Origin of the sequence: Pseudomonas frederiksbergensis, assembly GCF_003732665.1 — a bacterium.
GTDB classification, from domain to species: domain Bacteria; phylum Pseudomonadota; class Gammaproteobacteria; order Pseudomonadales; family Pseudomonadaceae; genus Aquipseudomonas; species Aquipseudomonas frederiksbergensis_G.
This window is the reverse complement of record NZ_MOBP01000001.1, coordinates 470,296-495,980: the sequence shown is the minus strand read 5'-3', so window position 1 is coordinate 495,980 and position 25,685 is coordinate 470,296. Positions and strand designations below refer to the sequence as shown.

General features: G+C 54.8%; 27 protein-coding genes. 16 read left to right on the top strand and 11 right to left on the bottom strand.

Annotation, left to right across the window (positions count from 1 at the left end; genetic code table 11):
• Positions 1–87: 87 nt before the first annotated feature.
• Positions 88–633 carry a dTDP-4-dehydrorhamnose 3,5-epimerase gene (gene rfbC, locus BK665_RS02310; protein ID WP_123402657.1) on the bottom strand — a complete coding sequence of 182 codons (546 nt, stop codon included), beginning with the start codon at positions 631–633 and terminating at the stop codon, positions 88–90.
• Between the two features lie 166 nt (positions 634–799).
• On the opposite strand from rfbC, the gene BK665_RS02305 reads away from it, so the two are divergent.
• The 10 genes from BK665_RS02305 (at position 800) to BK665_RS02255 (ending at position 11,395) form a co-directional block, all read left to right on the top strand.
• Positions 800–3,712 (top strand): aminotransferase, encoded by a 2,913-nt coding sequence (locus BK665_RS02305; RefSeq protein ID WP_123402656.1) that lies wholly within the window; start codon positions 800–802, stop codon positions 3,710–3,712.
• Between the two features lie 246 nt (positions 3,713–3,958).
• A complete protein-coding gene (gene aguB / locus BK665_RS02300; protein WP_123402655.1) occupies positions 3,959–4,837 on the top strand; it encodes an N-carbamoylputrescine amidase in 879 nt (292 codons plus the stop codon).
• Between the two features lie 5 nt (positions 4,838–4,842).
• Positions 4,843–5,949 carry an agmatine deiminase gene (gene aguA / locus BK665_RS02295; RefSeq protein ID WP_123402654.1) on the top strand — a complete coding sequence of 369 codons (1,107 nt, stop codon included), beginning with the start codon at positions 4,843–4,845 and terminating at the stop codon, positions 5,947–5,949.
• Positions 5,950–6,193: 244 nt separating this feature from the next.
• Positions 6,194–6,406, top strand: coding sequence for a hypothetical protein (locus BK665_RS02290; RefSeq protein ID WP_123402653.1), 213 nt, complete (start codon positions 6,194–6,196; stop codon positions 6,404–6,406).
• 316 nt (positions 6,407–6,722) lie between these two features.
• A complete protein-coding gene (locus tag BK665_RS02280) occupies positions 6,723–7,394 on the top strand; it encodes a DsbA family protein (RefSeq protein WP_123402652.1) in 672 nt (223 codons plus the stop codon).
• Positions 7,395–7,672: 278 nt separating this feature from the next.
• Positions 7,673–8,959, top strand: a complete 1,287-nt coding sequence (locus BK665_RS02275) for an OprD family porin (protein ID WP_123402651.1) — start codon at positions 7,673–7,675, stop codon at positions 8,957–8,959.
• A gap of 229 nt (positions 8,960–9,188) precedes the next feature.
• A complete protein-coding gene (locus tag BK665_RS02270; RefSeq protein ID WP_123402650.1) occupies positions 9,189–9,935 on the top strand; it encodes a 2OG-Fe dioxygenase family protein in 747 nt (248 codons plus the stop codon).
• Between the two features lie 13 nt (positions 9,936–9,948).
• A complete protein-coding gene (locus tag BK665_RS02265; RefSeq protein ID WP_185076405.1) occupies positions 9,949–10,386 on the top strand; it encodes a GNAT family N-acetyltransferase in 438 nt (145 codons plus the stop codon).
• Positions 10,383–11,099 (top strand): AzlC family ABC transporter permease, encoded by a 717-nt coding sequence (locus BK665_RS02260; RefSeq protein ID WP_054054335.1) that lies wholly within the window; start codon positions 10,383–10,385, stop codon positions 11,097–11,099. The genes BK665_RS02265 and BK665_RS02260 overlap by 4 nt, the downstream gene beginning before the upstream one ends.
• Positions 11,078–11,395, top strand: a complete 318-nt coding sequence (locus BK665_RS02255; RefSeq protein WP_010464672.1) for a branched-chain amino acid transport AzlD family protein — start codon at positions 11,078–11,080, stop codon at positions 11,393–11,395. The genes BK665_RS02260 and BK665_RS02255 overlap by 22 nt, the downstream gene beginning before the upstream one ends.
• On the opposite strand, the gene BK665_RS02250 is transcribed toward BK665_RS02255, so the two are convergent.
• The gene (locus BK665_RS02250; protein ID WP_123402649.1) at positions 11,312–12,238 is read right to left on the bottom strand and encodes a LysR family transcriptional regulator; all 927 of its coding nucleotides are present in this window, start codon (positions 12,236–12,238) and stop codon (positions 11,312–11,314) included. The two genes, BK665_RS02255 and BK665_RS02250, sit on opposite strands and share 84 nt — an antisense overlap.
• 318 nt (positions 12,239–12,556) lie before the next feature.
• Between BK665_RS02250 and BK665_RS02245 the strand changes: the two genes are divergently transcribed.
• The 3 genes from BK665_RS02245 (at position 12,557) to BK665_RS02235 (ending at position 15,555) form a co-directional block, all read left to right on the top strand.
• The gene (locus tag BK665_RS02245) at positions 12,557–12,967 is read left to right on the top strand and encodes an MbcA/ParS/Xre antitoxin family protein (protein WP_123402648.1); all 411 of its coding nucleotides are present in this window, start codon (positions 12,557–12,559) and stop codon (positions 12,965–12,967) included.
• On the top strand, positions 12,967–13,644 hold the full coding sequence (locus BK665_RS02240) for an RES family NAD+ phosphorylase (RefSeq protein WP_123402647.1): 678 nt from the start codon (positions 12,967–12,969) through the stop codon (positions 13,642–13,644). The genes BK665_RS02245 and BK665_RS02240 overlap by 1 nt, the downstream gene beginning before the upstream one ends.
• Before the next feature lie 297 nt (positions 13,645–13,941).
• Positions 13,942–15,555: a Fic family protein gene (locus BK665_RS02235; RefSeq protein WP_123402646.1), complete on the top strand. Its 1,614-nt coding sequence runs from the start codon at positions 13,942–13,944 to the stop codon at positions 15,553–15,555.
• Between the two features lie 321 nt (positions 15,556–15,876).
• Here BK665_RS02235 and BK665_RS02230 read toward each other — a convergent pair whose 3' ends face one another.
• Positions 15,877–16,077 carry a hypothetical protein gene (locus BK665_RS02230; protein ID WP_123402645.1) on the bottom strand — a complete coding sequence of 67 codons (201 nt, stop codon included), beginning with the start codon at positions 16,075–16,077 and terminating at the stop codon, positions 15,877–15,879.
• Between the two features lie 218 nt (positions 16,078–16,295).
• On the opposite strand from BK665_RS02230, the gene BK665_RS02225 reads away from it, so the two are divergent.
• Genes BK665_RS02225 through BK665_RS02215 form a run of 3 tightly spaced genes read left to right on the top strand, consistent with a single transcriptional unit; the run spans position 16,296 to position 17,924 of the window.
• Positions 16,296–16,517: a tautomerase family protein gene (locus BK665_RS02225; RefSeq protein ID WP_123402644.1), complete on the top strand. Its 222-nt coding sequence runs from the start codon at positions 16,296–16,298 to the stop codon at positions 16,515–16,517.
• Positions 16,514–17,170 carry a DsbA family oxidoreductase gene (locus BK665_RS02220; RefSeq protein ID WP_123402643.1) on the top strand — a complete coding sequence of 219 codons (657 nt, stop codon included), beginning with the start codon at positions 16,514–16,516 and terminating at the stop codon, positions 17,168–17,170. Before BK665_RS02225 ends, BK665_RS02220 begins: the two co-directional genes overlap by 4 nt.
• 43 nt (positions 17,171–17,213) lie before the next feature.
• Positions 17,214–17,924 (top strand): SDR family NAD(P)-dependent oxidoreductase, encoded by a 711-nt coding sequence (locus BK665_RS02215; RefSeq protein ID WP_123402642.1) that lies wholly within the window; start codon positions 17,214–17,216, stop codon positions 17,922–17,924.
• A gap of 588 nt (positions 17,925–18,512) precedes the next feature.
• Here BK665_RS02215 and BK665_RS02210 read toward each other — a convergent pair.
• The 8 genes from BK665_RS02210 to BK665_RS02170 all read right to left on the bottom strand — a co-directional run bounded on the left by BK665_RS02210 (position 18,513) and on the right by BK665_RS02170 (position 25,668).
• Entirely contained in the window at positions 18,513–19,499 is a 987-nt protein-coding gene (locus BK665_RS02210; RefSeq protein WP_123402641.1) for a hypothetical protein, read from the bottom strand.
• 138 nt (positions 19,500–19,637) lie between these two features.
• Positions 19,638–19,946, bottom strand: a complete 309-nt coding sequence (locus BK665_RS02205; RefSeq protein WP_123402640.1) for a hypothetical protein — start codon at positions 19,944–19,946, stop codon at positions 19,638–19,640.
• 376 nt (positions 19,947–20,322) lie between these two features.
• Entirely contained in the window at positions 20,323–21,303 is a 981-nt protein-coding gene (locus BK665_RS02200) for a GxxExxY protein (protein ID WP_123402639.1), read from the bottom strand.
• A gap of 530 nt (positions 21,304–21,833) precedes the next feature.
• Positions 21,834–22,589 (bottom strand): SMODS-associated NUDIX domain-containing protein, encoded by a 756-nt coding sequence (locus tag BK665_RS02190; protein WP_148053185.1) that lies wholly within the window; start codon positions 22,587–22,589, stop codon positions 21,834–21,836.
• A gap of 143 nt (positions 22,590–22,732) precedes the next feature.
• Positions 22,733–23,299 (bottom strand): 3'-5' exonuclease, encoded by a 567-nt coding sequence (locus tag BK665_RS02185; protein WP_123402637.1) that lies wholly within the window; start codon positions 23,297–23,299, stop codon positions 22,733–22,735.
• A gap of 28 nt (positions 23,300–23,327) precedes the next feature.
• A complete protein-coding gene (locus BK665_RS02180; RefSeq protein ID WP_123402636.1) occupies positions 23,328–24,224 on the bottom strand; it encodes an AAA family ATPase in 897 nt (298 codons plus the stop codon).
• Positions 24,221–24,718, bottom strand: a complete 498-nt coding sequence (locus BK665_RS02175; RefSeq protein ID WP_123402635.1) for an HORMA-1 domain-containing protein — start codon at positions 24,716–24,718, stop codon at positions 24,221–24,223. The genes BK665_RS02180 and BK665_RS02175 overlap by 4 nt, the downstream gene beginning before the upstream one ends.
• 2 nt (positions 24,719–24,720) lie before the next feature.
• Positions 24,721–25,668, bottom strand: a complete 948-nt coding sequence (locus tag BK665_RS02170; protein WP_123402634.1) for a CBASS oligonucleotide cyclase — start codon at positions 25,666–25,668, stop codon at positions 24,721–24,723.
• Positions 25,669–25,685 lie beyond the last annotated feature (17 nt).

The window sequence follows — 25,685 nt, the reverse complement described above, 5'->3', positions numbered from 1 at the left end:
GGGGACAGGCGCATTATGCCTAGGGTTGCGGGCGCAGTCTGCGCAACTGCGGCCCCGCACTGCTGAAGTGAAGATTCAGACAGCGATTCAGGAAAAGACTTCAGCGTCCTTGAACAACGCGGCAGCCGCATCCTTGCCCGACAGTTTTGGCGCTTCATCCAGTTGCCAGTCGATGCCCAGGTCTGGATCGTCCCAGCGAATGGCACGCTCGGCCGACGGGGTGTAGTAGTCGGTGGTTTTGTAGAGAAATTCGGCGAACTCGCTCAGCACCACGAAGCCGTGGGCGAAACCTTTCGGGACCCACAGTTGGCGATAGTTGTCGGCGGAAAGACGAACGGCGACCCATTTGCCGAAGTGCGGCGAGCTGCGGCGAATGTCCACCGCCACATCGAGCACTTCACCGACGGTGACGCGAACCAGCTTGCTCTGGGTATTTTCCAGTTGGTAGTGCAGGCCGCGCAGCACGCCTTTTTGCGAGCGGGAATGGTTGTCCTGAACGAACTGCGTATTCAGGCCGGTCGCTTCTTCGAAGGCCTTGGCGTTGAAGCTTTCGTAAAAAAAGCCACGCTCGTCACCAAATACCTTGGGCTCGATGATCAGGACACCGGGCAGGTCGGTGGTGACTACATTCATAAAGTTTCTCCAGTGATAGACGAAGATGGCGGACATTCTTGCGCAAAGTGCTGGCGCGCGCGAGTGCGGCGATGTCTTTTGCCCGGTGCCGATCAGGGGAGGGGGGTTGCGTATCGGCCGCAGCGGTGGCGATATAAGCGCCTAATAAAATCTCAGGGGTCGTTGTATGCCGCTCTCCACGTTGATTCACCGCGCCAGTTTGCCCAGCCCGCAAGTGTCTGCGCAGCAAGCGCTTGAGCTGCTGCAACGGCATTACGGCCTGAGCGGCACCTTGCAGGCGTTGGGTAGTCAGCAGGACCTCAACTATCGTGTGGACAGTGAGCGCGGCCGCTTCGTCCTGAAAATCTGCCGGGGTGACTATGCTGTCCCGGAATTGCAGGCCCAGCACGCCGGGCTCAAGCATTTGGCCGAACAGGGCGATGTGCAAGTGCCGCGAGTGATCCCTGCCACCAGCGGCGAAGACTTGCTGTCGCTGGAAGTCGGCGGCCAGGCGGTGCATGTGCGCCTGCTGGATTACATCGAAGGCCAGTCACTGACCCACCTCGATCATCTGCCGGGTGCGGTGGTTGCCGGTTTTGGCCGGCTCTGCGGTGAAATGGACCTGGCCCTGGCCGGTTTCGACCATGTTGGGCTCGAACGCACGCTGCAATGGGACGCCCGCCACGCCAGTGCCTTGATCACCCATCTGCTGCCCGTCATTCAAGATGAGCGGCAACGCGCATTGCTGGCCGAGGCTGCCGAACACGCCGAGCGTCGCTTGCTGCCGTTGGTGGCGAAACTGCCGGTGCAGGCGATTCACATGGACATCACCGACGACAACGTGGTCTGGCAGCGGGATTCGCTGCGCCAGTGGCAGTTGCAGGGTGTGATCGATTTCGGCGACCTGATCCGTACCTGGCGCATCACCGACCTGTCGGTGACCTGCGCGGCATTGTTGCACCACGCCGATGGCGATCCGTTCTACATTTTGCCGGCGGTCCGGGCCTATCACGCGGTCAATCCGTTGCAGCCTGAAGAGCTGCAGGCGCTGTGGCCGCTGATCGTGGCGCGGGCGGCGGTGCTGGTGCTCAGTGGCGAGCAGCAGGTCAGCATCGATCCGGGCAACCAATACAGCCGCGACAACCTGACCCACGAGTGGGAAATTTTCCGCGTCGCCACCTCGGTGCCGCTGGAGCTGATGGAAGCGGCGATTCTGAGCGCTGTCGGCCATGCCTTGCCGAGTATTGGCAGTGAAGGTTTCGCGCCATTACTGCCGAGCCTGGTAGGGCGCGACTTTGCCTTGATCGACTTGGGCGTACTCAGTCCACATTTCGAGGCCGGTAACTGGGAGCAGGAAGGGATCGATCAACGTCTGCTGACGGAAGCGGCGGCGGCCCACGGTTTGGCGGCCAGTCGTTATGGCCAGTACCGTTTGTCCCGCACCCGTCCCGACAGCGCTGCTGAGCCGGAAACCTGCCCCTTGCACGTCGAGCTGCGCGTGCCCCACGGCACAGCGGTGGAATCGCCCTTTGCCGGTGTTGTTCACCAGCCGTCGGCGGGGGTGTTGCAACTCGACGGCCCGCAACTGAGCGTGCGCCTGTGGGGTGTGAGGCCGTCGTTGCATGTCGGCGCGGCGCTGGTCAAAGGCCAGGTGCTGGGTTCGGTCAACGGCCCGCTGATAGTGCAGTTGTGCCGGGGGGCTTCGTTCGATGCGCCGTTGTTCTGCACGCCTTCCCGCGCCTTGGCCTGGCAGGCGTTGTGCCCCTCACCGGCGGTGCTGCTCGGGCTTGCGTGTGATGCCGAGGAAGAACTCGATTCCCAGACGTTGCTCGCCCGGCGCGAGGCCAGTTTCGCCCGCACCCAGAAGCACTATTACGTCGACCCGCCGCGCATCGAACGGGGCTGGCGCAATCACCTGATCGACATGCAGGGCCGCTCTTACCTCGACATGCTCAACAACGTCGCAGTGCTCGGCCATGGTCATCCGCGCATGGCTGCCGTCGCCAGCCGTCAGTGGTCGCTGCTCAACACCAACTCACGGTTCAACTACGCGGCGGTGGCCGAGTTCTCCGAGCGCTTGCTGAAGCTGGCACCGGACTCCATGGATCGCGTTTTCCTGGTCAACAGCGGCAGCGAGGCCAACGACCTGGCGATTCGCCTGGCCTGGGCCTACAGCGGCGGGCGCGACATGCTCAGCGTGCTGGAGGCCTACCACGGCTGGACCGTGGGCGCGGACGCGGTGTCGACCTCGATTGCCGACAACCCCAAGGCTTTGAGCAGCCGCCCGGACTGGGTGCACCCGGTCATCGCGCCGAACACCTATCGCGGCGAATTCCGCGGCCCGGACAGCGCGCCGGACTACGTGCGCAGCGTCGAGCACAACCTGGCGAAAATCGCTGCGCAAGGACGCAAGCTGGCCGGTTTCATCTGCGAACCGGTGTACGGCAATGCTGGCGGTATCTCCCTGCCGCCGAATTATCTGAAACAGGTGTATGCACTTGTCCGCGCCCAGGGCGGTGTGTGCATCGCCGATGAAGTGCAGGTCGGCTATGGCCGCATGGGCCATTTCTTCTGGGGCTTCGAGGAACAAGGCGTGGTGCCGGACATCATCACCATGGCCAAGGGCATGGGTAACGGCCAACCCTTGGGCGCGGTGATCACCCGCCGGGAAATCGCCGAAGCGCTGGAGGCCGAGGGCTACTTCTTCTCCTCGGCTGGGGGCAGTCCGGTCAGTTGCCAGATTGGCATGGCGGTGCTGGATGTCATGGAAGAGGAAAAACTCTGGGAAAACGCCCAGGTCGTCGGCGGTTACTTCAAGGAACGGCTGGAAGCGCTGATTGATCTTCATCCGCTGGTGGGCGCGGTGCATGGTTCCGGTTTCTACCTGGGGGTCGAGCTGATCCGCAACCGCGAGACCCTGGAACCGGCGACCGAAGAAACCACGGCGCTGTGCGATCGTTTGCGCGAGCTGGGGATTTTCATGCAGCCGACGGGGGATTACCTGAACGTGCTGAAGATTAAGCCGCCGATGGTGACTTCGCGCCGGAGTGTGGATTTCTTTGTCGACATGCTCTCCAAAGTGCTGGCCGAGGGCCTGTAAACCCCAGCCCCCCCCTGTGGGAGCGGGCTTGCTCGCGAAGGGGCCGTGTCAGTCACCATCAGTATCGCCTGGCACACCGCTTTCGCGAGCAAGCCCGCTCCCACAAGGACTGTGTACATAATTCGATTGTTATCGGTATTTTCTGGGATGTTTTAGATGGGTGGCTCTTTTATGGCTTCTAAAGCCGATATTTATCGGCTATAAAGTCGCCATTGCCTACCAATAAAAAGACCCAGGAGATGATTCATGAGCCGTATCGTTACCGTCGCCGCTACCCAGATGGCTTGTTCCTGGGACCTTGAAGCCAACATCGAGACCGCTGAAAGGCTGGTCCGTGAGGCCGCGGCCAAAGGTGCGCAGATCATTTTGATCCAGGAATTGTTCGAGGCGCCGTACTTCTGCCAGAAGCCGAACCCGGATTACCTGCAATTGGCCACGACCGTTGAAGACAACGTTGCGATCAAGCATTTCCAGAAAGTCGCCCAGGAACTGCAAGTGGTGTTGCCAATCAGCTTCTACGAACTGGCCGGCCGCGCGCGTTTTAACAGCATCGCGATCATCGATGCCGACGGTTCCAACCTCGGGATTTATCGTAAAAGCCACATCCCGGACGGCCCGGGCTACCACGAAAAGTATTACTTCAACCCGGGCGATACCGGCTTCAAAGTGTGGAACACCCGTTACGCGAAAATCGGCGTGGGTATTTGTTGGGACCAGTGGTTCCCGGAATGCGCGCGCAGCATGGCGTTGCTCGGCGCGGAAATCCTGTTCTACCCGACCGCCATCGGCAGCGAGCCCCACGACAAGACCATCTCGTCCCGCGACCACTGGCAACGCGTGCAGCAGGGCCATGCCGGCGCCAACCTGATGCCGCTGATTGCCAGTAATCGCATCGGCAATGAAGAGCAGGACGGCTACGACATTACCTTCTACGGCTCGTCGTTTATCGCCAATCAATTCGGCGAAAAAGTGCAGGAACTCGATAAAACCGAAGAAGGCGTGCTGGTCCACAGCTTCGACCTCGACGAACTGGAACACATCCGCAGTGCATGGGGCTCGTTCCGTGATCGGCGCCCGAACCTATACAATGCGCTCAAAACCCTCGACGGTTCCCTGGAGTCCTGATCCTGATGACCACTTTAAACAGCACCCCACGCGCCGACGGCTTCTACATGCCCGCCGAGTGGGCGCCGCAAACCCAGACCTGGATGATCTGGCCCGAGCGCCCGGACAACTGGCGCCTGGGCGGCAAACCGGCGCAAGCCGCGCACGTCGCGGTGGCCAAGGCCATCGCCCGCTTCGAACCGGTGACCGTGGCGGTGTCCGCTGGCCAGTACGAAAACGCCCGCGCCCGTCTCGACGTGCCGAATATCCGCGTGGTCGAGATGTCCAGCGACGACGCCTGGGTTCGCGACACCGGTCCGACCTTCGTGATCAATAACAGCGGCGAAGTCCGTGGCGTGAATTGGGATTTCAACTCCTGGGGCGGTTTTGACGGTGGTTTGTACTCGCCGTGGAACCGTGATTCCCAGGTTGGCGGCAAGATCCTCGAGATCGAGCGTAGCCAACGCTACCGTACCGAGGGCTTCGTGCTCGAAGGCGGTTCGATTCACGTCGATGGCGAAGGCACCCTGATCACCACCGAAGAATGTCTGCTCAACCGCAATCGCAATCCGCACCTCAAGCGTGCCGACATCGAAGCAGTGCTCAGCGCGAATCTGGCTGTGGATAAGATCATCTGGCTGCCGGACGGTCTGTTCAACGACGAAACCGACGGTCATGTGGATAACTTCTGCTGCTACGTGCGCCCGGGTGAAGTACTGCTGGCCTGGACCGATGACCCGCAGGACCCGAACTTCCCGCGCTGCCAGGCAGCGATGAAAGTGCTGGAAAGCAGCACCGACGCAAAAGGTCGCCCATTCACGGTGCACAAGATGCCGATTCCGGGGCCGCTGTACGCGACGGAGGAAGAATGTGCCGGCGTTGATCCGGTGGACGGCACCCAGGAGCGTAATCCTACCGTCCGTCTGGCCGGTTCCTACGTGAACTTCCTGATCGTCAACGGCGGCATCATCGCGCCGAGCTTCGACGATCCGCTGGACGGTCCGGCCAAGGAGATTCTGCAGAGCCTGTTCCCACAGCACGAAGTGGTCATGGTGCCGGGCCGCGAACTGTTACTGGGGGGCGGTAACATCCACTGCCTTACTCAACAACAGCCCGCGCCGCACCACGAGTGAGTGGGGTTGTAACAGCTTGAGTTGATTGCATATTCAAGCAAGCAGCGATTGCCCCGCACCGCTTGAGAGAAAGCCCGCAGCCCGTCAGGACCGCGGGCTTTTTTGTATCCGCTCATCGACAGGTCCGGGACATTGGCACAGCTCTTGTATCTGTCATGGTGCAAAACAGGGAGGGGAGAACTGCGATGTTCTGTCATAAACCTTGGATAAGTTAGCCGCTCACAAACCGGGAGAGAGCGCCGAGATGAACGCCGAGATGAACGTAGTGAGCGAGCGGGCAATGCATCCCCTGGCAGTCAATGGCGAATCGCTCCAGATCCTTGCGCACTGGTTGAAGTCCAATGGAACGCGTCAGATCAGGGAACCTGATCCGCGCCGGATGATGATCGAGCGCTACCCCGCTGGTTTATTCAGCGAAGCGGAGCTGGAAGCGTTGTGGGATGTGATGGAAGGATAAGAAGAAAAACAACGGATTGATAAAAGCGCTGCCGGGAAGGCGGCGCTTTTTTATGGGCGAAGGTTTTGTGTTCACCGCAGAACAAATGTGGGAGCGGGCTTGCTCGCGAAAGCGGTGTGTCAGTCAACACCATTGCTCAATGACACACCGCTTTCGCGAGCAAGCCCGCTCCCACAGGTTTGATGTGGTCCAAATAATCCAGGGCATTCGACCGATTCATGAAACAGACTGAAAGCCATTCCGGCGTTTTTCCGAAACGGTCTGAGGACTAGTCTGCGGGCATCCATTTTCCCTCGATTGTTGCCGGAGCCTTCCGATGATCCTTCACTACATTTACGACCCGTTGTGCGGCTGGTGCTACGGCGCTAAACCGCTGGTGCAAGCCGCCCAAGCCGTGCTGCCGGTGATCGCCCATGGTGGCGGCATGATGACCGGCGCCAACCGCCAGACCGTTTCGCCACAACTGCGCAACTACGTGATGCCCCATGACCGGCGTATCGCCGAATTCACCGGCCAGCCTTTTGGCGAGGCGTATTTCGAAGGTTTGTTGCGCGACGAAACCGCTGTCTTCGATTCCGCACCACCGATTGCGGCGGTGCTGGCTGCCGAGCAGATCGCCGGCCGTGGACTGGAATTGCTGGGGCGTTTGCAGTCGGCTCATTATCTGGAAGGGCGCCGCATTGCTGACGAAGCGGTTCTGCTGGAACTGGCGAAGGCCATCGGTCTCGAACAGCAAGTTTTCCAAAGTACTTTTCAAGAAGCCGACACCGAGCGTCACATCAAGGAAACCCGTGCACTGTTGGCCAACGTCGGCGGCCAAGGCTTCCCGACCTTCGCCCTGGAACACAACGGCCACTTCACCTTGATCGACATCGGCCCGTGGCTGGGCAAGCCTGAAGCCTTTGCCGCCTGGCTGAGCCAATCGCTGCCCGGCCAAGGCTCGGAGTCAGAATTTCAAGCCTGTGGCCTCGACGGCTGCATTCACTGAATTCCCGCGAAACCGTGCAACTGACGCTAAGCGATAACTGATTTCTTAGACGATTTTTGCCTATTCTCAGACGATTCATGAAATTGACACATGCTTGAGGGCGGGGATAGGATTCGCGCCAACGCCTGTGGCCAACCGCCACGACTCACAAAACAATAAAAGGCCCGCCGCGATTTTTCGTGGGCGGGCCTTTTTGTTTCAGGGTGAAAAAAGAGCGCAACAGCGCCATTTCAGCCGTTCGGCACAGCGCGTATCAACCGGTATAAGGAAAAGAACAAATGTTGAATAAGCGAATCAGCCTGATCGCTCTGGGGATGTTGAGCGCTACACAGGCCATGGCTAACGACCAGGCCGAAGCCAAGGGATTTGTTGAAGACAGCAGCCTAAAAGTGCTGCTGCGCAATGCCTACATCAATCGTGACTACAAGGACGGCAACCCGGACAGATCCGAGTGGGGCCAAGCCGCCATCGGTACGTTCTCGTCCGGTTTCACCCAAGGCACCGTCGGTGTCGGCGTTGACGCTTTCGGTTTGTACGCCCTGAACCTGGAGCGCAGTGAAGATCGCAGCGGTGCCCAGGGCATCGACTTCTTCAAGAAGGGCGACAGCGGCAACCCGGCCAACGATCTGTCCAAGGGCGGCGCAGCCGTCAAATTCCGCCTGTCCAGCACCACGCTGACCTACGGCGACCAGATGCCGGAATTGCCGGTGCTGAGCTACGACAACTCGCGCCTGCTGCCAGAAAGCTACACCGGCACCTTGATCACCTCCAAAGAGATCAAAGGCCTGGTCCTGAACGCCGGTCGCTTCACCGCCGAATCGCGCAAGAGCGCTGAAGGCCGTGATAGCGGTGGCTTGAAGTCGATCAACGTGTTGGGCGGCAGCTACCAGTTCACCGAACAGTTCAAGGCTGCGGTCTACGCCTCCGACGTCGAAGACGTGCTGAAGAAGCAATACGTGAACGCCAACTACGTGCTCCCGATCGACAAGGATCAGTCCCTGACCCTGGACTTCAACGGCTACCGCACCAAGCTGGACAATTCCTACGTCCGCGAAAACGGTATCACCGGCGACGACAACAAAATCTGGAGCCTGGCCGCGACCTTCGCCACCGGCCCGCACTCGTTCACCATCGCGCATCAGCGCAGCACCGGCGACAGCAACCTGGGCTACGCCTACGGCGGCTATCAGAAAGATCAGGGGCGTGTCGGCGACGGTGGCAACACCATCTACCTGGCCAACTCCTACTGGTCCGACTTCAACGCCGAAGACGAACGCAGCTGGCAACTGGGCTACGGCCTGGATTTCAGCGCCTTCGGTATTCCGGGCCTGAGCTACAACGTCGCTTACGTGCGCGGTGACAACATCACGACCTCCACCAGCGAGGGCGGCACCGAGCGCGAAATCTTCAACCAGTTCAAGTACGTCGTGCAAAGCGGCCCGGCCAAAGACCTGAGCGTGAAGTTGCGCAGCTCGATCCTGCGTGTGTCGCAGAAATCCAGCGAGTACAACGTCAGCGGTAACGAACTGCGTGTGTTCGTGGACTACCCGATCAACATCTTCTGATGATCGGCTGAGTTAAAAAACTCAATAAAAAACCCCGACTGGCTCGGGGTTTTTTTTGCCTGTTTTATGGTGAAAACGTTCTAAAAGCGCTTTTTTTGGCATAAAAATGCCGATTCAAGCGATCTTTTTATGGCGCTTCAAGCAACGCTTGAGATGCCTGAAATTCTTTCTCATGGACGCAAATCCTGCACCTAATAGATTAGGCCGCTCAATGCAGCGGAGACTCGTAATGATCGTTTTAAACAGAGAAGTTGGCGAATCGCTAAGACGCGACAAATTTGTCAACGTCCAGGGTGGTGACTTCAATCTCTACGGTCATTTTGCCGACTTCGTTCGCCTGACCAAAAGTTGGGAAAACATGGAGCCGGACAGCTACTACGGCCAGGCCGAATCCGGTATGCGTTTCCGTCGTTACAGCGACTTCGAATACAACCCGGTGACTCGCGAGCTGACGCAGTTGGAACACCGTGCCTACGTGCAATCGAAAGCCAACAACAGCTACGTCGGCGGCATGATTCGGCACTTCCAGGATTTCTCCGATGAAGTGATTAATTCGCCGGTGATGCGCAGCCTCATCGACATCGACTTTGAAGTGTACAAAAACGTTCTGCCGCCGGAGTTGCACGACGAGATCTGGCAATGCCAGATCCATCAGATCCGCATCGAGATCAAACCGGGCAAGCAACTGGAAATCACCCCTGAAGGTATTCATTGCGATGGTTACCCGTTCAGCGGCGTGCACTTCTGGGGACGCAATAATGTGGAGGGCGCTGAGAGTCGTCTTTACAGCACCCATGAAGAACAGTTGGCCTCGACGACCTACCAGGAAATCCTCGACACCACCTTCTTCCTCGATCGCGATATGCGCCACTACGTGACCCCGGCGCGCAATGTCCATTCCCACGACATGGCGTACCGGCAAATTCTGGCGATTTCATTCTCGCGGCCCGGGACCGCTTTCGACATTGTTCGCTGAACAGCTCGACCCCATGGACAGCGCCTCGGCATCAGTGATGCTGTGGCGGGCCAATGCCAAGGATGCGCTGCGCCTGGAGCGCTTTTTCCGACAGTTCGACGAAGTGTCGTTCTGCGAATGGCAGGACGCCAAATGCCTGCGTGGTGTGTTGATGCAGAAGACCACCACCGCGTACCTGGCGCTCGACCTCAGTGGCGAAGTGGTTGGCGCGGTGCTGGGCGGTATGCTCGGCAGCCGGGGCACGATCAACCACTTGGCGGTGAGCCCGCAATATCGCGCCCAAGGCGTTGGCCAACGCCTGGTGGAAGCGGCTTCGGCGGACATGAAACGCGTGGGCGTGCTGCGGATGTTCCTGTTCGTCGACGATGCTAACCTTGCCGGCAAGCGTTTTTGGACTGCCCAGGGTTTTTGCGAGCCGCGTGGCGAAACGACTTTTGAGAGGGACCTATGAATGAGACGTCCAGCAGCCAGCCGCTGATGGTCGAGCCGCAACCATCGCGCACCTTTGCAGAAGCCAGCCCGGTGGTGGCCGGTTACTTCACGGTGTCGTTTGTGTTTGGTTTGATGGCCGTCAACGCCGGGTTGCCCGTGTGGTTGCCCGTTGCGATGTGCCTGTTCGTGTATGCCGGCGCTTCGCAGTTCGCCGCGTTGGCGCTGATCTCCAGCGGCGCGTCGCTGACCACGATTATCCTCACCACGTTCTTGATCAATGCGCGGCACATGCTGATGTCGGTCTACATGGCCAAGGCCTTGCGGGCGTTGGGGCTCAGCCGTTTCGAGCGCTGGTGTTATGCCGGTGGCCTGACCGATGAGTCGTTCGCTTTCCACAGCGTGAAACTGGGCAGCGGCGCGCCGGTCAACGTGCGTTACCTGATCGGCTTCAACCTGTTTTGCCACACTTCGTGGGTGCTCGGCGGCTTGCTCGGGGCGATTTGCGCGCAGTACGCCTCGCACCTGATCAAGTACCAACTCGACTACGCCCTGACCGCGATGATGCTTTACGTGCTGGTGTCGCTCTGCAACACCCGCAACAAGCTGATCGCCGCAGCGGCTGCGGTCGCCTGCATGGGGGCCTTGAGCCTGGTTGGGAGCTCGCCGTTCAACGTGTTTATCGCCACATTCGTGGGCTGCGGGGTGGGTGTATGCCTGACCAAACGTTCCTGATTCTGGTCGTGGTGCTGATGATGGCGGTGACCTTCCTGCCGCGTGCGCTGCCGCTGCAAGTCAACACTGACCACTGGCCGCCCTTCGTCGCCCGGGCGCTGGAATACCTGCCGGTGGCGATCGTCGCTGCGATCAGCCTTACGCCCTTGTTGATCAAGGACCAGCATGTGCAGCTCGATCGCCCGGAATTCTATGCCGCGATTCCGACGTTGTTATGTGCGTATTTCAGCAAAAACCTCTTTCTCAGTGTGGCGGTTGGGACGGCTGCGTACATTGCGCTCGGTTCGTTCATGTAGGCGCAGGTCGACCACATCGCTCAAGGCCTGGCCCGAGAGTTCAGGGTTATTGACCGCCAGCCGCACTTCGAGGAAATCCTCGAAATCCGGGAAAATGGTCAAGCCATTACGTTGGGCCGCGTCGCGGGACACCATGCCGATGCCATCCATTTGCGGGATCAGCGACAGGGTGAGGGTTTCGCTGCAGGAGTAAATCGTCCGTTGGCCGGTGTCGTAATTGCCCAGGCCCGCGTCGAGAAAGCGCAAAAAGCTGTGGGAATACGGACAATCATCCGCCGGACGAACCTGAAGCTTGTCGCCCAGCAACACCAGCGGATCGTTCTCCTGGCCGCAGTGCGCGCCGACCACCTGAACGTGCACATCCGGCAGCAAAATGCTCGGCAACCCGGGCTTCTGCGGGCCGATCAACACGGCCAGGTCGAAGTCTTCATTTTTCAGTTTGCTGAGGTTTTCCATCGACTCGGCGTAGGAGAATTCCAACTGATGGTCAGGAAACACCTCAAACAGGCGTCCGATCATGCGCCGATTGAAATCTTCCGACAGCGTGGTATTCAACGCCACCTTCAGCGTGCGCTGCCCCGGCACCTTCAGCGCCGTGACTTTCTCTTCCATCTGTCGCGTGGCGACCAGAACCTTGTCGATATAAGGCGTGAGCTCCGTGCCCTGCGCGGTCAGGGTCAGGCCCTTGTTGGAACGTCGAAACAGGCGAAAACCGAACTGCTCTTCGACCTTGTTCAACTGCGCGGCCAACGCCTGCACCGTCAAACAGGAATGCTCTGCCGCCGCCGACAACGAGCCGGTCTGCACGATGCGCATGAGGTTGCGTAAGGTTCTGCTATCCATGGGGTAATGCCCTCTAAAGTGGGCTGGCAATTGTTGTGTACTTAGCGGCCGATCCTGCGCCTATGCCGGCTATATTCCTGCACCTGAGCATAGTTGTCGCGGGTTTAGTAGCGAATTGATTCCGCAGCCGATGGCTGGAGGGCTACACAGGATCGGGGTTTTTGGTGGTGGTGGGGTGATTGGGATCAAAAAAGCGCGGGAGGTGTGCGACTTTTCGGTTGGGTGAATGAAGGCTCTTTATTCGCTTATGGATTAAATTCACATATTCATCCGTATCTGTACTAGTCTGACTTTAGACATTGCTACGGAGGCGATCCCATGCCTATCTCATCACCCGCCCTCAGCCCACAGCAACAACTCGACTCCCCAGAAGCCGGCCGTGTCGCGCTCAAGTTCTTCTTCAACCTCATGGAGCGTTGGGGTTGCAGCGCCGAGCAGCAACGCACGTTGCTGGGCAAAGTCGGCAACACCACGTTCTACAAGTACAAACACCTACCGCCGAACGTGCGTTTGCCCCACGACACTCTGGAGCGCATTTCCTACCTGATGGGCATCCACAAAGCGCTGAGCATCATCTTCAGCAACAGCCGCGAGCGCGCCTACAAATGGGTCAGCAGCCCGAACACCGCCGCGCCGTTCAATGGCCAAACCGCGCTGGACTACATGCTGGTCGGCCGCGTCGTAGACATCGCTGATGTACGCCGCTACCTCGACGGAGTGCGCGGTTGATGGCGCCGGAACTGGCCGATCCGCAGTGGCCGCGGGCCTATCGGATCGTTAACAGCTGCTTCCCGCCGATCTCGTTGTTTGAAGACGTGCTCGATCCGGAAGATTTGCCCACGGCGTACGCCCTTGAAGCGCTGACCAATGATCGATTGATGGAAGAGGCTGGCGTGCTTTCCCGGGTGCGACCCGAAGACCGAATCTCCGGCCCTGGTTCCACGCCGGTGATGGCCGCGTTCACCCACATCGGCAAAACCAGTCGCTTCACCGATGGCACGTTTGGCGTCTACTACGCCGCTAGCAGCCAAGCTGCCGCCATTGCCGAGACGAGCTATCACCAGGAACGATTTCTCGCTGCGACCAATGAGCCAGACCTTGAGTTAACCATGCGCACTTACGTCAACAAGGTCGTCAAACCGCTGCATGACATTCGCCAGAACTATCCGCAGCTTCATGATCCAGACCCGACTGCTTACGGCCCGTCCCAGGCGTTCGCCCGGCAACTTCGCGAAACGTTGTCCTGGGGGTTGCTCTACAACAGCGTTCGGTTGCCTGGGCATGAATGTGTTGCGGCGTTTCGACCGCCAGCGGTGTCGATTCCGAAGCAGGGGAAGCATATTCGGTATGTTTGGAGTGCGAGTAGTGGGAGGATTTCGTTTGTGTTTGAGGTGAGTGAGGTTTGAGTGGAAGGGACAAAAATTGTTAGATCTTGAGACTGCTTGGCCGGTTTCTAATCGTTTTTAAGCAAAAAGTCAGTTTTGTAATCGTTTTTGAGCATCTGAAATCGTTTTTATGTGGTTGATTGAGCTTTTTGAAACTCACGAATCGTAAAGAAAATTCAATTCAAGCTGCCTTGATAATCGTTTTTATGCATTTGTACCGAAAAATAATCGTTTTTATGCAGAGAAAATTAATTTTGAGCGTTACTCTCCATTTATAAGGCTTTTTAATTTGTCCGAGCTTTTAAAAGGAGTGTGACCGTGAGCGAGTTTCCCGCAGACCCTATCGGTGCAGCCTGGCTAGCGACGACATTCGCAGTCTTGCCGATGGCGAGGTTGCCAGTGTTAAGTCAGGTCGGTAGTCGGCGGTTCACTCAGGTCGAGGATGGGTTTCGTCTTGAGACCTACCCGGAAAATATGCGCCCCGATCCGGACCTACCCTCCCATCTGCAATTTCACCTGCGGCATGAAGTTCTAAACCTTGAGTTTCTGACCCGACTGCTGACGAAGCTCGGTCCTTCATCGGTGCAGGGTTGGTTGAATGCCGAGCCTACGGGTCAATATGCGCGCAGGGCGGCTTTCTTGTTCGAGTGGCTCACTGGTCAGCAGTTGCAAGTGCCAGATCGAATAGGCGGTAACTACGTAGATGTTATCAACGCCGATCTGATGGTAGCCGCGTCACAAGAAGAAGCGGTAAAAGTCCCGCGTTGGCGAGTGAACGACAACCTGCCCGGCACGAGCTACTTCTGCCCAACCATCGTCAAGACAGAGGCTGTGAAATCAGCCGCCAACCTCGATGTTCCTCAGCTCTTTAGTCAACTGACCGCAGAGTTTGGCGAAGCGCTGCTGCTCCGTGCGGCGGCGTGGATGACGCTCAGGGAAAGCAAAGCCAGCTTCGCCATAGAAGGGGAGGCGGATCGTTCGACTCGCATCCAGCGTTTCGCCGATGTCATGGCAAGACGCACCGGCCAGGGAGAATTGCCGCTGACAGACTCAACACTGGCGGAGATGCAAAAAGAAATCCTGGGAGACGTCACAACACTGACACGCCTGGGAATTCGCCAGTCCCCCGTATTTGTCGGCGAGACAGTCCGCTACCAGGAAATCGTCCATTACGTCGCGCCGCCAGAGGAAGATTTGGAGCGCATGCTGGAAGGCATTCGCGTCTTTCTGAATCGCACCAAGGGCCAATCCCCGGTCATGCGCAGCGCAGTAACCGCGTTCGCTTTCGTCTACATCCATCCGCTGGCCGACGGCAATGGCCGAGTACATCGCTTCCTGATCAACGATATTTTGCGTCGTGACGGTGCCATTCCAGATACGGTGATTCTTCCGATTTCAGCCGTTATTACGGACGACTCTGCGGAGAGGCGCCTGTATGACAGTGTGCTGGACCAGGTTTCAAAACCGTTGATGCAAGGCATTCGTGATCAGGTAACGTTCGCCAGTACCCGCACGCAATATCCCGACGGCGTGGTCTCAAATATTGAATTCACCGGCCAGAATCAGGCCCGCCCGATGTGGCGCTACCCGAACCTGGGGCCGCATGTGGTTTTCATGTCCAACGTCATTCGCCGCACCATCACCGAACAGATGCGTGAAGAGTCGCGGTATCTACGCAGCCACATAAAGGCCAGGCAGGCGATCAAGGAAGTCGTCGAGATGCCTGATCATCAGGCTGACCGGCTCTTGCGATCCATGGAGCAGAATGAGGGCAGGCTGAGCAACGTATTAGCGAAGGAAATGCCAGTGCTGACGCGCCCGGAAATTTGGTCTGCGATTGCTGAAGCGGTGGCTCAATCCGTACGGGAGGAGGAGCCGATAGACAGTAGCGTGAGTGATCGCTACCACCCCACCCACCCAGCCAGTCGGTAGATGACAGACTCAGGTTGCAACCCTCCCAGCCAACACAAATTGTCGATTTGCTCAGGGAGCGTCAGAGTGGACGTAGAACGAAATCAGTTTCTGCAGGATTTACTGGAATCTGTGCGTGAGATGAAGGCGAGCCAAGTCCTTCCTCCCGCCAAGATAGAGAAATTAAACGGCACATGCGTCGTCGTCAGCGGCAGGTCCCCAGGACGTGTCGCAAACGCTGAGAAGCAACGACGCATAATCGAGTGAACTACATGGAAACGGGGCTGAATCCTGCAGTCAGCGCTGAATTTTAAGTCCCAGTCATTGCCGTATCGATCATGATTATTTGATCTTGCTCGTTGTTAGCTCGGAAACGCGCGAATCGGTCACGTCTAACCTGTTTGCGACCTCGATCTCTTCTACGCTGGAGCTTTTGATGCCATCCATGATGAGTATCGAACGCTCCATTTCCGTCGCCATCTTGCTGGCGACGTTCTCGTTATGCGTGACATGAAACGGACTATCAAAGTATTGAATTGCCATAGCACTTTCCCATTTGTCGATAGCATTTTGAAAAATGGAGCTTGGCCGATTCAACATTTTTGACGCAAACAGTTCTAGCGCCTGCCGCTGGCGTAATCATTACACCAAGTAACTAATGAAGTACCCACCCCCACCTTTATCCCCCTGACCCAACCCCCTACATTCTTCTCCAACGCCTCCCCATCATCCCGACGGGGCAGGTCACTGGAGATTCCCTCATGCCTTTCGTAAGCGTTCGCATCACTCGCGATGGCGTTACCTCGGAGCAGAAAGCTCAGGTGATCGCCGAAATCACTGAAACCCTGCAGCGCGTCCTGAAGAAGGATCCGCATCTGACCCACATCGTGATCGAAGAAGTCGACACCGATAACTGGGGTTACGCCGGTATCTCCACCACCCAGTACCGCAAGCAACTGGCTGAGGCGGAGGGCAAGTCATGACCGCGACCGTGTCTATCGATTTCATCTCCGACGTGGTGTGCCCGTGGTGTGCGTTGGGTGCGACGGCGTTGGAGCAGGCGATCGAGAACGTGGCCGGTGAAGTGTCGGTCGAGCTGACCTACAAGCCTTTCGAGTTGAACCCGGACATGCCGGCAGTCGGCGAAAAAGCCGTCGAGCATTTGATGCGCAAATATGGACGCACCGCCGAAGACGTCGCCGCCGGTAAAGCGATGCAGATCGCTCGCGGTGAGGCCATCGGTTTCAAGTTCGATCTGGAGAAACGCAGCCACTTCTACAACACGTTTGATGCGCATCGGTTGCTGACGTGGGCGTTGCGGGAAGGGCGGCAGGTCGCACTGAAGAAAGCCTTGCTGCGTGGCTATTTCACTGACGGCCAGAACCTGAGTGATCGCGAGACGCTGGTTCGACTGGCGGCGGAAGTGGGGCTGGACGCGGCGGCAGCCCGCGAGGTGTTGGCATCCGGGGCGTTCGCCACGGAAGTGCGTGATCTTGAGGAGTTCTACCGCGAGCGCGGCATTAACTCGGTCCCGGCCATGGTGCTGAACGGTCGTCACCTGGTGTCCGGTTCGCAGTCGGTTGAGTACTACGAACAGATGTTGCGACAAATGGCACAGGCGCCTGTTGAAGCCTGATTAATCACCTATTCAAACCATCATTTATTAGTTGAGGTTCATCATGAGCAATTCGAAAAAAGTCATCGTTATCACTGGCGCTTCCCAAGGTCTCGGCGCTGGCATGGTCAAGGCGTTTCGTGAACTGGATTACAAAGTCGTCGCCACTTCGCGTTCGATCAAACCGTCCACTGATCCGGACATTCACACAGTTGCCGGCGACATCGGCGATCCGGCGGTTGCCCAGCGCGTTATCCGTGAAGCGATTGAGCGTTTTGGTCGTGTAGATACGCTGGTCAACAACGCCGGGATCTTTGTCGCCAAGCCATTCACCGCTTACACCCAGGAAGATTACGCTGCGGTGCTGTCGGTGAATCTGAATGGCTTCTTCTACATCACCCAACTTGCGATTACCGAGATGGAAAAGCAGGGCAGTGGTCATGTGGTCAGCATCACCACCAGCTTGGTGGACCATGCGATTGATGGTGTGCCTTCGGTACTGGCCTCGTTGACCAAGGGTGGCTTGAATGCGGCGACCAAGTCGCTGGCGATTGAGTACGCCAAGCGTGGGATTCGGGTGAATGCCGTGAGCCCTGGCATCATCAAGACGCCGATGCATGGCGAGGAAACCCATGAAGCGTTGGGCAATTTGCATCCGGTTGGGCGGATGGGGGAGATCAGCGACATTGCGCAGGCGGTGGTGTACTTGGACCGTGCGAACTTTGTGACCGGCGAGATTCTGCATGTGGATGGTGGGCAGAGTGCGGGTCACTAAGACCTGATTTTACAAACTGCAGAAACAACAAAGCCCTCGCAGAAATGCGAGGGCTTTTTTTTGTCTGGTGCCAGCAACCAAACGTCCAGGCTTTCGGGTGGACTGCAAAAATCAGGTGTGGACACTTTGTGGACGTTTTCACGATCTGTCGTGACGGGCGTCCGAATCTCAGAAACAAAAAAGGCCCACCTTTCGGTGAGCCTTTCTCGTTACTGCGTATGGTGCCGGCACCAGACGAACGGTATGTTTCGGGGAGGCTAGGTTTTTCGGGCGTCTGGAGTTCGGTGGAAAATTTTACGTACCCCAACTAGTAACTATAAATAAATCAGCTATTTATGGTCGTCAGTGGAATCGAATCCGGGATTCATAAGGCGTTAGCACGTTATCGGCCTGCAGATAAATTATCCAGAGCAGCGTATAGCTCGGTAAACCTGCTGAGGTTGAACGTCGCCGACTATTACCGCCATGCTCAGAATCAGTTAGCGGCGAAGTCGTCGACTCAAACTGAGTCCGCTAACTCGGACTGGAGTTACTTAAACGGTGCAAACACCGCGTGCTGGAGGTCACTGTAGAGACCACTCTAGGCGATCAAAACTGGACTCCGAAATTCCATTTAAGAGTGATATCCGGTGTGGTTACCTTGTTTCGCAGCAATTGCATCGCTGAATCAGCAGCTTTAAAGCAATCATCAGGCAGGCAGATGGCTGTGACGGGCTGGTGCATCAGCACATTTCGTACACGATCTCGGAGATCATCTATAGCTCCATATTGAGCAGAGCTAATGATACTGTCTTTTTCTAGGTCAATCAGTATTTCATACATTGTAGGTTTTTTGGTGTTCTTACCTTTTGCTTTTAGTAGCCATAGTTCTTTAGCTACAGACTCGATCACAAACCACAGCATTGTAAACGAACCTCTAAAATCGTGATTCTGATATGCAGATTTAGCCCTGGCAATGAATGCAAGACGTTTAATCAATACTGGATCGTCAACGGCTGTTTCAAATTGTTGTAGGGCAGTGCTTATGGTAGCTTTTTTAACCTTGGTAAAATTCGACCATGTTCCAATGTCGTGATGGGCCACGCGAGCCCCATCCATTACTAAAGATGTACATCTTGCAGCCATTAGAGATATGTTGTTTGAATGGCTTTTTCGCACAGGTATGCCTCCCCTAAACCCAACTCGACAAGTATTTGCAATTGAGACCGCGGAAAAAGAAATTTCACCGGAGTCCAGGCATTTTATAGACTCTGACTCTATGAATAACTGCATTACATTTGCATAATCCATATGCTCGTCCCACCACTGAACGGCCTGATTTATTTGGTCTGGATCACTCATTGGCGGTCTTGTTTTGGCAAGTTCCGTCATTCGAAGGAGCATCATTCCATCAATACATACAGCCGCAGCGAATTTTTCCGCGTGATGCCAGATGACAGGTTCCGGAATTATACCTCTAAGTTTTTTACGCTCGACTTGGTCATCAAAATCAATCCATTCCTCAACCCAAAAGCCTTTCTCATCGTAGAATCCAATAAAATCTTCAATCCCATCGTTAATCCATTCTAAGTTCAAAATTAACATCCTTAAAAATTTACGGGTGAAAAATGGGGGTAGACCACGATTTTCGTTCTTGAATTGAAAGCGTGGTCTGACCCCTTATTCCGCATGGATTCTCCACGCAGATAACGCGTGTAAAGAGTCTTTGAGTGATCAGCGATTCAGAACCTTGCTGATGTCGACCAACTTTTTTCCGTTACTCTTGGTGAGGTTGTACATTTCGGTAATCAACGTATCGATTTCGTCAATCAAGTCTGCTCGCTCTGCCTTGGTTGTACTATTGCGCAAGGTGTTAAGACGATTGGTAATGATTCGCTTCTTACCTAGCAAGCTGTAGTCCTTCACATTTTCGTAGATTCCCCAGTAGTCGTAACTTGGGTACTTCAGTGCGATTTCTGAGATGTTTACGCCGCTTTCCAGCAGTTGATTCATTTCTTTCAGTTCGTGTTGCGCAATGCTCATCAGCGTTTACTCGTCCTTGTGACAGCGGGTGGGGCGCTCGCCAAAACGGATAGAGAATAACCAGCCAAGATAGAGAATTGCCACCTTTTTGATATCGCTGATATAGAAACTTTGTGAGTGCTCAGGAAGGTATTGTTACGAATTCATTTGCACCAGCAGATTTAGATAGCAGGAGAGGCCGATCATGCAGAGAGTGTCGGCAGTTTCGAGAGGGAGTGTCAGGCTTGGGGGGCGCGTGGTCTGATGTCTAAGTCGTCAAATTTATAGCGGGGTATTTGATCAGGGGGTGGTGTCGCGGACAGGAGCAGCCATTCAATGTGTCTATTAAGTCAGGGGCGATTCAATACTTTTTCTCAGGTTCTCGCTAGCGTAGGAGTTAGCTGACGGAAGCTGTCTGCTTAGGCGAAGGGTTAGAACCTTCTGGCGTTAGGATAATAAGCCGAGCATCAATGCCGCGGACCGTAGTTTCGATTCGATCCATATCACTAGGGGCGTCAGGTAAGTACAACAAAATGCCGTTTTTAATCCCACTGATGAGTAGGTAATGCTCAATTTGCGCGATGACGTTCTGGTAATTATTTCGCATGAGGCGCCGCTTGAGTTCGATAATCACGCGCTCGTCACCGCGTTCAATCAGCAGATCTGCACGAAACGGCTTATCGGCGTCCAATCGCGCTTCGGTTTGCACCGATAACTCGGGAGCGGCGGAGGAAAGGAACCCGTGAAGAGCGCCAACGACTTGGGATTCACTTACCCTATTAAAGGATGTGGTAACAGAAGTCATGTACATGGCGCAGAACTGTGATATGAGTTCCGTCACCCGGACCAAAAGGTCGGCGTTAACCGTTGCCGCCAAATTAGACGCTAATGCACCCTTTTGAGCTTCAGCATCCGCCTGTGACCGCATGTAGGCAAGCCGCTCAGCGATTTGATCTAGAAGCAAACATGAAAAAGCTGAGACAGATACTATGGCAAGGAATGCCTCACTTTCATCAAAGTCTAATTTGTAGTCATGCGTTGAAGGATTGCGCCACTCGGTTCTATAGTTCGTCAGTTGACTAAGGACTCTAGTCCGGAATATGTTATTTTCTTCAAGATAGTTCTCTATGTCGTACGGACGCTTCTTTGCCGGATCCTGACCTGCGAGAACTCGGTAGGCCTCTTTTATACTTCCTTCGAACGCTTGATTAGTTCGATAAATAGAGTCGGTAAATGCAGTGTCGTCTTCACTGTCTTGGCCGCGAGATAAGTGTCTGAATGCTGTTTCTATGTGCAACAGCACAGACTTTAGCCCTGGGACATAATCGCCCTCATCAAGGACGTCGATCTTCTTTCGCAATGTATCAACTAAGTCCATGTCTTCTTGATCTTATGGTCTAACGTTTAAGCCAACGAGCAGCCAAAAGCGTAGCCTTTGGCTGCTCAGCGGACAAAGTTATCGACAGTTGAACGCCAATTATTCGAAAAAAGAGCGGCACGATTCGAGGTCCATATATTTTTCTGCTCGTGTTGTAGGTAGCACCTTACGGAATCACGTGCCTGGTGTCCATGGTCCACTTCCGGTCGATTGTGTTGAAAAAGTCTAGCATAGTTTCGGCAGCAGAAAAGTATGCGCCTAAGATTGAAATTTTTACTTTCGGTATCGGTTGCCGGACTCGATTTCACGTGGCAGCGTCCTAACAAGACGCTTTCATCGTTCGATCTTCTGGTCGTTTCAGAAAATCGACTTTTTCAATAGAATCGGCCAGAAGCTGCCATTCGTGATGTTCAATCGTCAGCGAAGTCCGAAGAGCTGATACCGGCCACTTGATTAGGGGCTCAATAGAACCCCCCACAGGAGATGCTCACGGATAGCCATAATTTCACGCAAGACATTCCTAACGTACTTCAGAGCGCAGCGGGCTCGAAGCCATGCCACTTAGCTGAGTTTAGATAACGGGCATGACCCGCGATGGGAACTCCTAACCGTGTCCTAAGCTTGTCCAGTTCTTGTTTGTTGACTAACTGAGTTTTAGAGTCTGAAGATGTGCTTATTTCTGCGAGGTGTTTTAAAGCCTCTTCAACACCCTGAGACATAACTGGCTTATAGATTTCAAGATAACGGAAGGTTGCATGTTTATGCTCATCATGACCGTAAGGTCCTTCGTGGATAACTCTAACAAGAGAGTATTTTGCTTCAATTAATGGCGTTGCAATGTGCTGGGGGATTCCAGACTCTGCAAATTCCTCCCTCAACTCTCGATGAAGGGCATCTACTTGTTCACGCCCTGTTCTAGACTTAAACCAAGTCATGAAGGTTCCAAAGTGGCGGGATTTTAAATACCCACGAAGGTCGTAAATTAAGTCTTTATCAGTTGAGGATTTTTGTTCAGACTGAAACTCAATATTATCAAGCACCGTCCTAGCGTCTTCATGGAATTTTATTACACCTCCGAAAGGTGCAATATATTCCTGCCGATGACGATTCCTTACTAGAATAATCTTCCCCTCAAATTCATATCGTACCAAACAAGCCATCGAGATACGAATGTCCTTCCTGAACAAATACATATAGCTTTTGACTAGAGGGGCTAGATGGTCATTGTGTTTAAAACAGGCCTTGATCAAAGCCAGAATGGCTCCTGTAGGTGTTGGAACGTCCATATTTTCAAACTCATCTGTTGGATTGAGCAGCTAAAATAATGCTAAGGGCGCGCACGGCTCACTTCATACGCTTCCTTCAATCGCACAAGGGCTAAACTTGAAGGAAAAAAAGGCTTATGAAGAGATCATTTTCCGTGTTTTAGTCAAGCCTTGACCGGACTAGCGTCGCTGACTTTCTCATGAACGAGACGGAACAGTTCGGCCTGATATTTGGCGTCGTTCAAAGCGTCATGATCCCCTTGAAGGGAAGGGAGTACGTTCTTATCGATGGAGCTCGATTTGGTGTCGTACCAACTGCATCCTGTGGCTCCCATAAACAGAGCTTTGATATCCAGTGCAGTGAATCCAAATGGGTTCTCTCCGTGGTATTTCAAGAAATAGTAATTCACGAAAGACCAATCGAAGGGAGCATTGAGACCCACGAAGACCGGCGAGCAATTTTCTGGGACGTTCTCTGCAATCCAGTCTGCAAATTTTGCCATGGCCTCCGCAGGTGGTAGCCCATCTTTTTCGGCCTGTTCCAGGGTCAAACCTGAAACATCCAAGGCCGCCTTAAGTGCTCGGTCGGTAATCGGCTTAAGCATTACAGTAAACTCAATCTCGGGCTGATATGCCAGACATGCCCCTACAGTAAGCATGCTGTGCTCACTGACGACGGGACCAGCGGTCTCGATGTCCACCGAAATAAAGACTTCTCGTTTTTGGCTCATTTTTTTACTCCGGTCAGCGGTAATTGAGTCATCCTGCCATTACTGGCGAAGGCTGGATATCACGAGCGGCCTGATGAAAATGCTCCACCTTCAGCGGCGAGTCGGGAAACGCTAGCGACACTGCAGCTGGATAGAGGCGGGTGCGGATATCAGAATATGTCCACGCAGGCTTACCGTCTTTGGCGGCAGTAGCGTTTACAAGCTTGGTCACTTCGCCTGCGGAAATATCCATATCGGAAAGATCCTTGGTGAACAACTCATGGCGCTCAGCATCTGAGGGACGTAGAAATTCCTCAACTATCGACGCACGCCGTAGCACAGCCGCATCCAGTGCGCTTAGCCGGTTCGTGCAAAGGATGGCGAATATTCGCCCTCCATGGTCGCGAAGATTATCAATGGCCTGGATCAGCGTGTTAACGCCAACTTTGTCCTCATGATGGCTATGCTCCTGGCTGCGCGAAGCGCCAAGGGAGTCACCTTCGTCAATGATCAGAAACGCGCGGCCATTCCCCTTTCCGATTGACTTGGAAATTTCGTCGAACGCCTGCGATATCAAGGTACCCATCTCACCGACTTTGCCGGTGCCGCGGACCTTGTTGCTAAGCTTAAAGAGTATGGCATCTTCAATTTTTGCGTCACGTGCCAAGCGGTTTGCGATTGCTTCGGCGTTTGCGGTCTTCCCGGTACCAACATCGCCATGGAAGATTGCCAGCGGATATTGGTCAGCAAGCAGACCGACGACCGTTAGTACCTGCTTGTGATGTTTTTTGCTCCATTTTTCGAGTTCATCTGCTTGCAGTAAAAGTTGCAACTTTTTCTGAACTCGCAAGTACCGAGCTTCGAAGCCAAGAAGCTTGCTAGCTAGCGTGTCTAATTGCTTGTCCGGAAGGTCTTTCCTTACCTCGAATACAGCTGAATTACTCATACAAAATCATTCCTGTTTACGCCAAACCCATTGCTGCTGTACCCGCGCTCACCTGAGATTGAAAGGTTGGTGTGGCTGGTGTCCGCAGATGTTGAACCCCACGATATCTTCAGAGGCATTTTGGCTACCTGCTCGAGCTCTGCCCAATAACTATCGGTGGGGGAAAGCACTATGCGAATCTTGCCATCTGGGGTTGCAGGCCATAGGACCCCACCGGGTCTTCTGGTACCAGACGCTCCCTCGTTTTGAAACTGATATTTGACAGCCACGATTTCCTTTTCCGCAGCGGACATCAGAGTGACATCAACTTTATTCAGATAGTTTTTCTTAGCAAGCAACTCGATGTCATAGGCATAATTTTTCGCCACGTCTTCGGTCATCGCTTTTGTGCTACCGGCAATCATCATCAGGTCTGCCTTAATGCTACTAACGACCTTTTCTACATCAGCGACCGTGTAGGTAGTGGTCTCAGTACTCGAGTAAGACGCGGTCATCTTTAATCCCTTATCTTGAAGCGGTTGCCGAAAATCTCTTTCCAGGTTGCTTCGTCTTGTTGAGTAGATGCGTAATGCGCAGTTTCCCAAGCGTCATAGGCGGCCAGGGAAATCTTCACCTTCTCGTCTTCTGTGATTCGCGAAGCGACATTGTTTTCGTGGTTGGCCGGATCAACGATCACCACAGGATCTGAAAACGTCTTTTTCGTCTTACCGTTGTTTTCCGGAAAATCGATTCGCTCACCCAGCTTCGTCTGAGCGATGTAACCTAGAAATTCGCGAAAGCGCAGTTCGATGCTCTGAGCCGGCCCATCACGATCCAGCAAGTAAGCCAGGATTAGCTCAATGTGGAACGATTTCAGCCCAGGTGGATTCGCAAAATTTTTCCAGCGCTTAGCCATTCGAACCAAGGTGCGGTAGTGCTTATCCGTTTTCTTCCTATCGCTGACAAATTGAATGTGGCAAGGCGCACAGGTCAGGTTTTTTTCCTTCGTGTCCTTGTCGAACTGCCAACCATGGTCAAGGTTGGTCTCGTCCTGAATGACAGGTACCACGTCGACGCTTAGACCACTTTTCACAAATGTCACAGTTGCCGCGCGCCGTTGGATCTCGAAATCTTCAACGTCTTTGGTGGGATATATCTTCAACAGCAAAGAGTGGATCAGGTCGTTCAGGCTGTCGCTCGTCGCTTTATCGAGACTCTGGCCGCTGATGTAGAACACTACGTCGACGTCGATAGGGTCTTCTGTGGTCTTGGTCAAGATGGTGTATTTCGCAAACGAACCCGCCTTGACCACTCTCGTAATCTTTAAGTCGGACTGGGCTATGACGTGCTTGCGCAGTTCGATAATGAGATTATCGACCTGTCCGTGGTACTCCGTCCGCTTTGCAGCCGAAAGCCGCAACACGTTGCTGTCGTAGTATTGGAGGTTTGAGTTTGTCAGCGACATTTGTTCTCCCAGTTTTT

Bases quoted from the DNA above. Each gene is read 5' to 3' on its own strand.
- rfbC (WP_123402657.1), bottom strand. From the start codon at position 633: ATGAATGTAGTCACCACCGACCTGCCCGGTGTCCTGATCATCGAGCCC.
- BK665_RS02305 (WP_123402656.1), top strand. From the start codon at position 800: ATGCCGCTCTCCACGTTGATTCACCGCGCCAGTTTGCCCAGCCCGCAA.
- aguB (WP_123402655.1), top strand. From the start codon at position 3,959: ATGAGCCGTATCGTTACCGTCGCCGCTACCCAGATGGCTTGTTCCTGG.
- aguA (WP_123402654.1), top strand. From the start codon at position 4,843: ATGACCACTTTAAACAGCACCCCACGCGCCGACGGCTTCTACATGCCC.
- BK665_RS02290 (WP_123402653.1), top strand. From the start codon at position 6,194: ATGAACGCCGAGATGAACGTAGTGAGCGAGCGGGCAATGCATCCCCTG.
- BK665_RS02280 (WP_123402652.1), top strand. From the start codon at position 6,723: ATGATCCTTCACTACATTTACGACCCGTTGTGCGGCTGGTGCTACGGC.
- BK665_RS02275 (WP_123402651.1), top strand. From the start codon at position 7,673: ATGTTGAATAAGCGAATCAGCCTGATCGCTCTGGGGATGTTGAGCGCT.
- BK665_RS02270 (WP_123402650.1), top strand. From the start codon at position 9,189: ATGATCGTTTTAAACAGAGAAGTTGGCGAATCGCTAAGACGCGACAAA.
- BK665_RS02265 (WP_185076405.1), top strand. From the start codon at position 9,949: ATGGACAGCGCCTCGGCATCAGTGATGCTGTGGCGGGCCAATGCCAAG.
- BK665_RS02260 (WP_054054335.1), top strand. From the start codon at position 10,383: ATGAATGAGACGTCCAGCAGCCAGCCGCTGATGGTCGAGCCGCAACCA.
- BK665_RS02255 (WP_010464672.1), top strand. From the start codon at position 11,078: ATGCCTGACCAAACGTTCCTGATTCTGGTCGTGGTGCTGATGATGGCG.
- BK665_RS02250 (WP_123402649.1), bottom strand. From the start codon at position 12,238: ATGGATAGCAGAACCTTACGCAACCTCATGCGCATCGTGCAGACCGGC.
- BK665_RS02245 (WP_123402648.1), top strand. From the start codon at position 12,557: ATGCCTATCTCATCACCCGCCCTCAGCCCACAGCAACAACTCGACTCC.
- BK665_RS02240 (WP_123402647.1), top strand. From the start codon at position 12,967: ATGGCGCCGGAACTGGCCGATCCGCAGTGGCCGCGGGCCTATCGGATC.
- BK665_RS02230 (WP_123402645.1), bottom strand. From the start codon at position 16,077: ATGGCAATTCAATACTTTGATAGTCCGTTTCATGTCACGCATAACGAG.
- BK665_RS02225 (WP_123402644.1), top strand. From the start codon at position 16,296: ATGCCTTTCGTAAGCGTTCGCATCACTCGCGATGGCGTTACCTCGGAG.
- BK665_RS02220 (WP_123402643.1), top strand. From the start codon at position 16,514: ATGACCGCGACCGTGTCTATCGATTTCATCTCCGACGTGGTGTGCCCG.
- BK665_RS02215 (WP_123402642.1), top strand. From the start codon at position 17,214: ATGAGCAATTCGAAAAAAGTCATCGTTATCACTGGCGCTTCCCAAGGT.
- BK665_RS02205 (WP_123402640.1), bottom strand. From the start codon at position 19,946: ATGAGCATTGCGCAACACGAACTGAAAGAAATGAATCAACTGCTGGAA.
- BK665_RS02200 (WP_123402639.1), bottom strand. From the start codon at position 21,303: ATGGACTTAGTTGATACATTGCGAAAGAAGATCGACGTCCTTGATGAG.
- BK665_RS02190 (WP_148053185.1), bottom strand. From the start codon at position 22,589: ATGGACGTTCCAACACCTACAGGAGCCATTCTGGCTTTGATCAAGGCC.
- BK665_RS02185 (WP_123402637.1), bottom strand. From the start codon at position 23,299: ATGAGCCAAAAACGAGAAGTCTTTATTTCGGTGGACATCGAGACCGCT.
- BK665_RS02180 (WP_123402636.1), bottom strand. From the start codon at position 24,224: ATGAGTAATTCAGCTGTATTCGAGGTAAGGAAAGACCTTCCGGACAAG.
- BK665_RS02175 (WP_123402635.1), bottom strand. From the start codon at position 24,718: ATGACCGCGTCTTACTCGAGTACTGAGACCACTACCTACACGGTCGCT.
- BK665_RS02170 (WP_123402634.1), bottom strand. From the start codon at position 25,668: ATGTCGCTGACAAACTCAAACCTCCAATACTACGACAGCAACGTGTTG.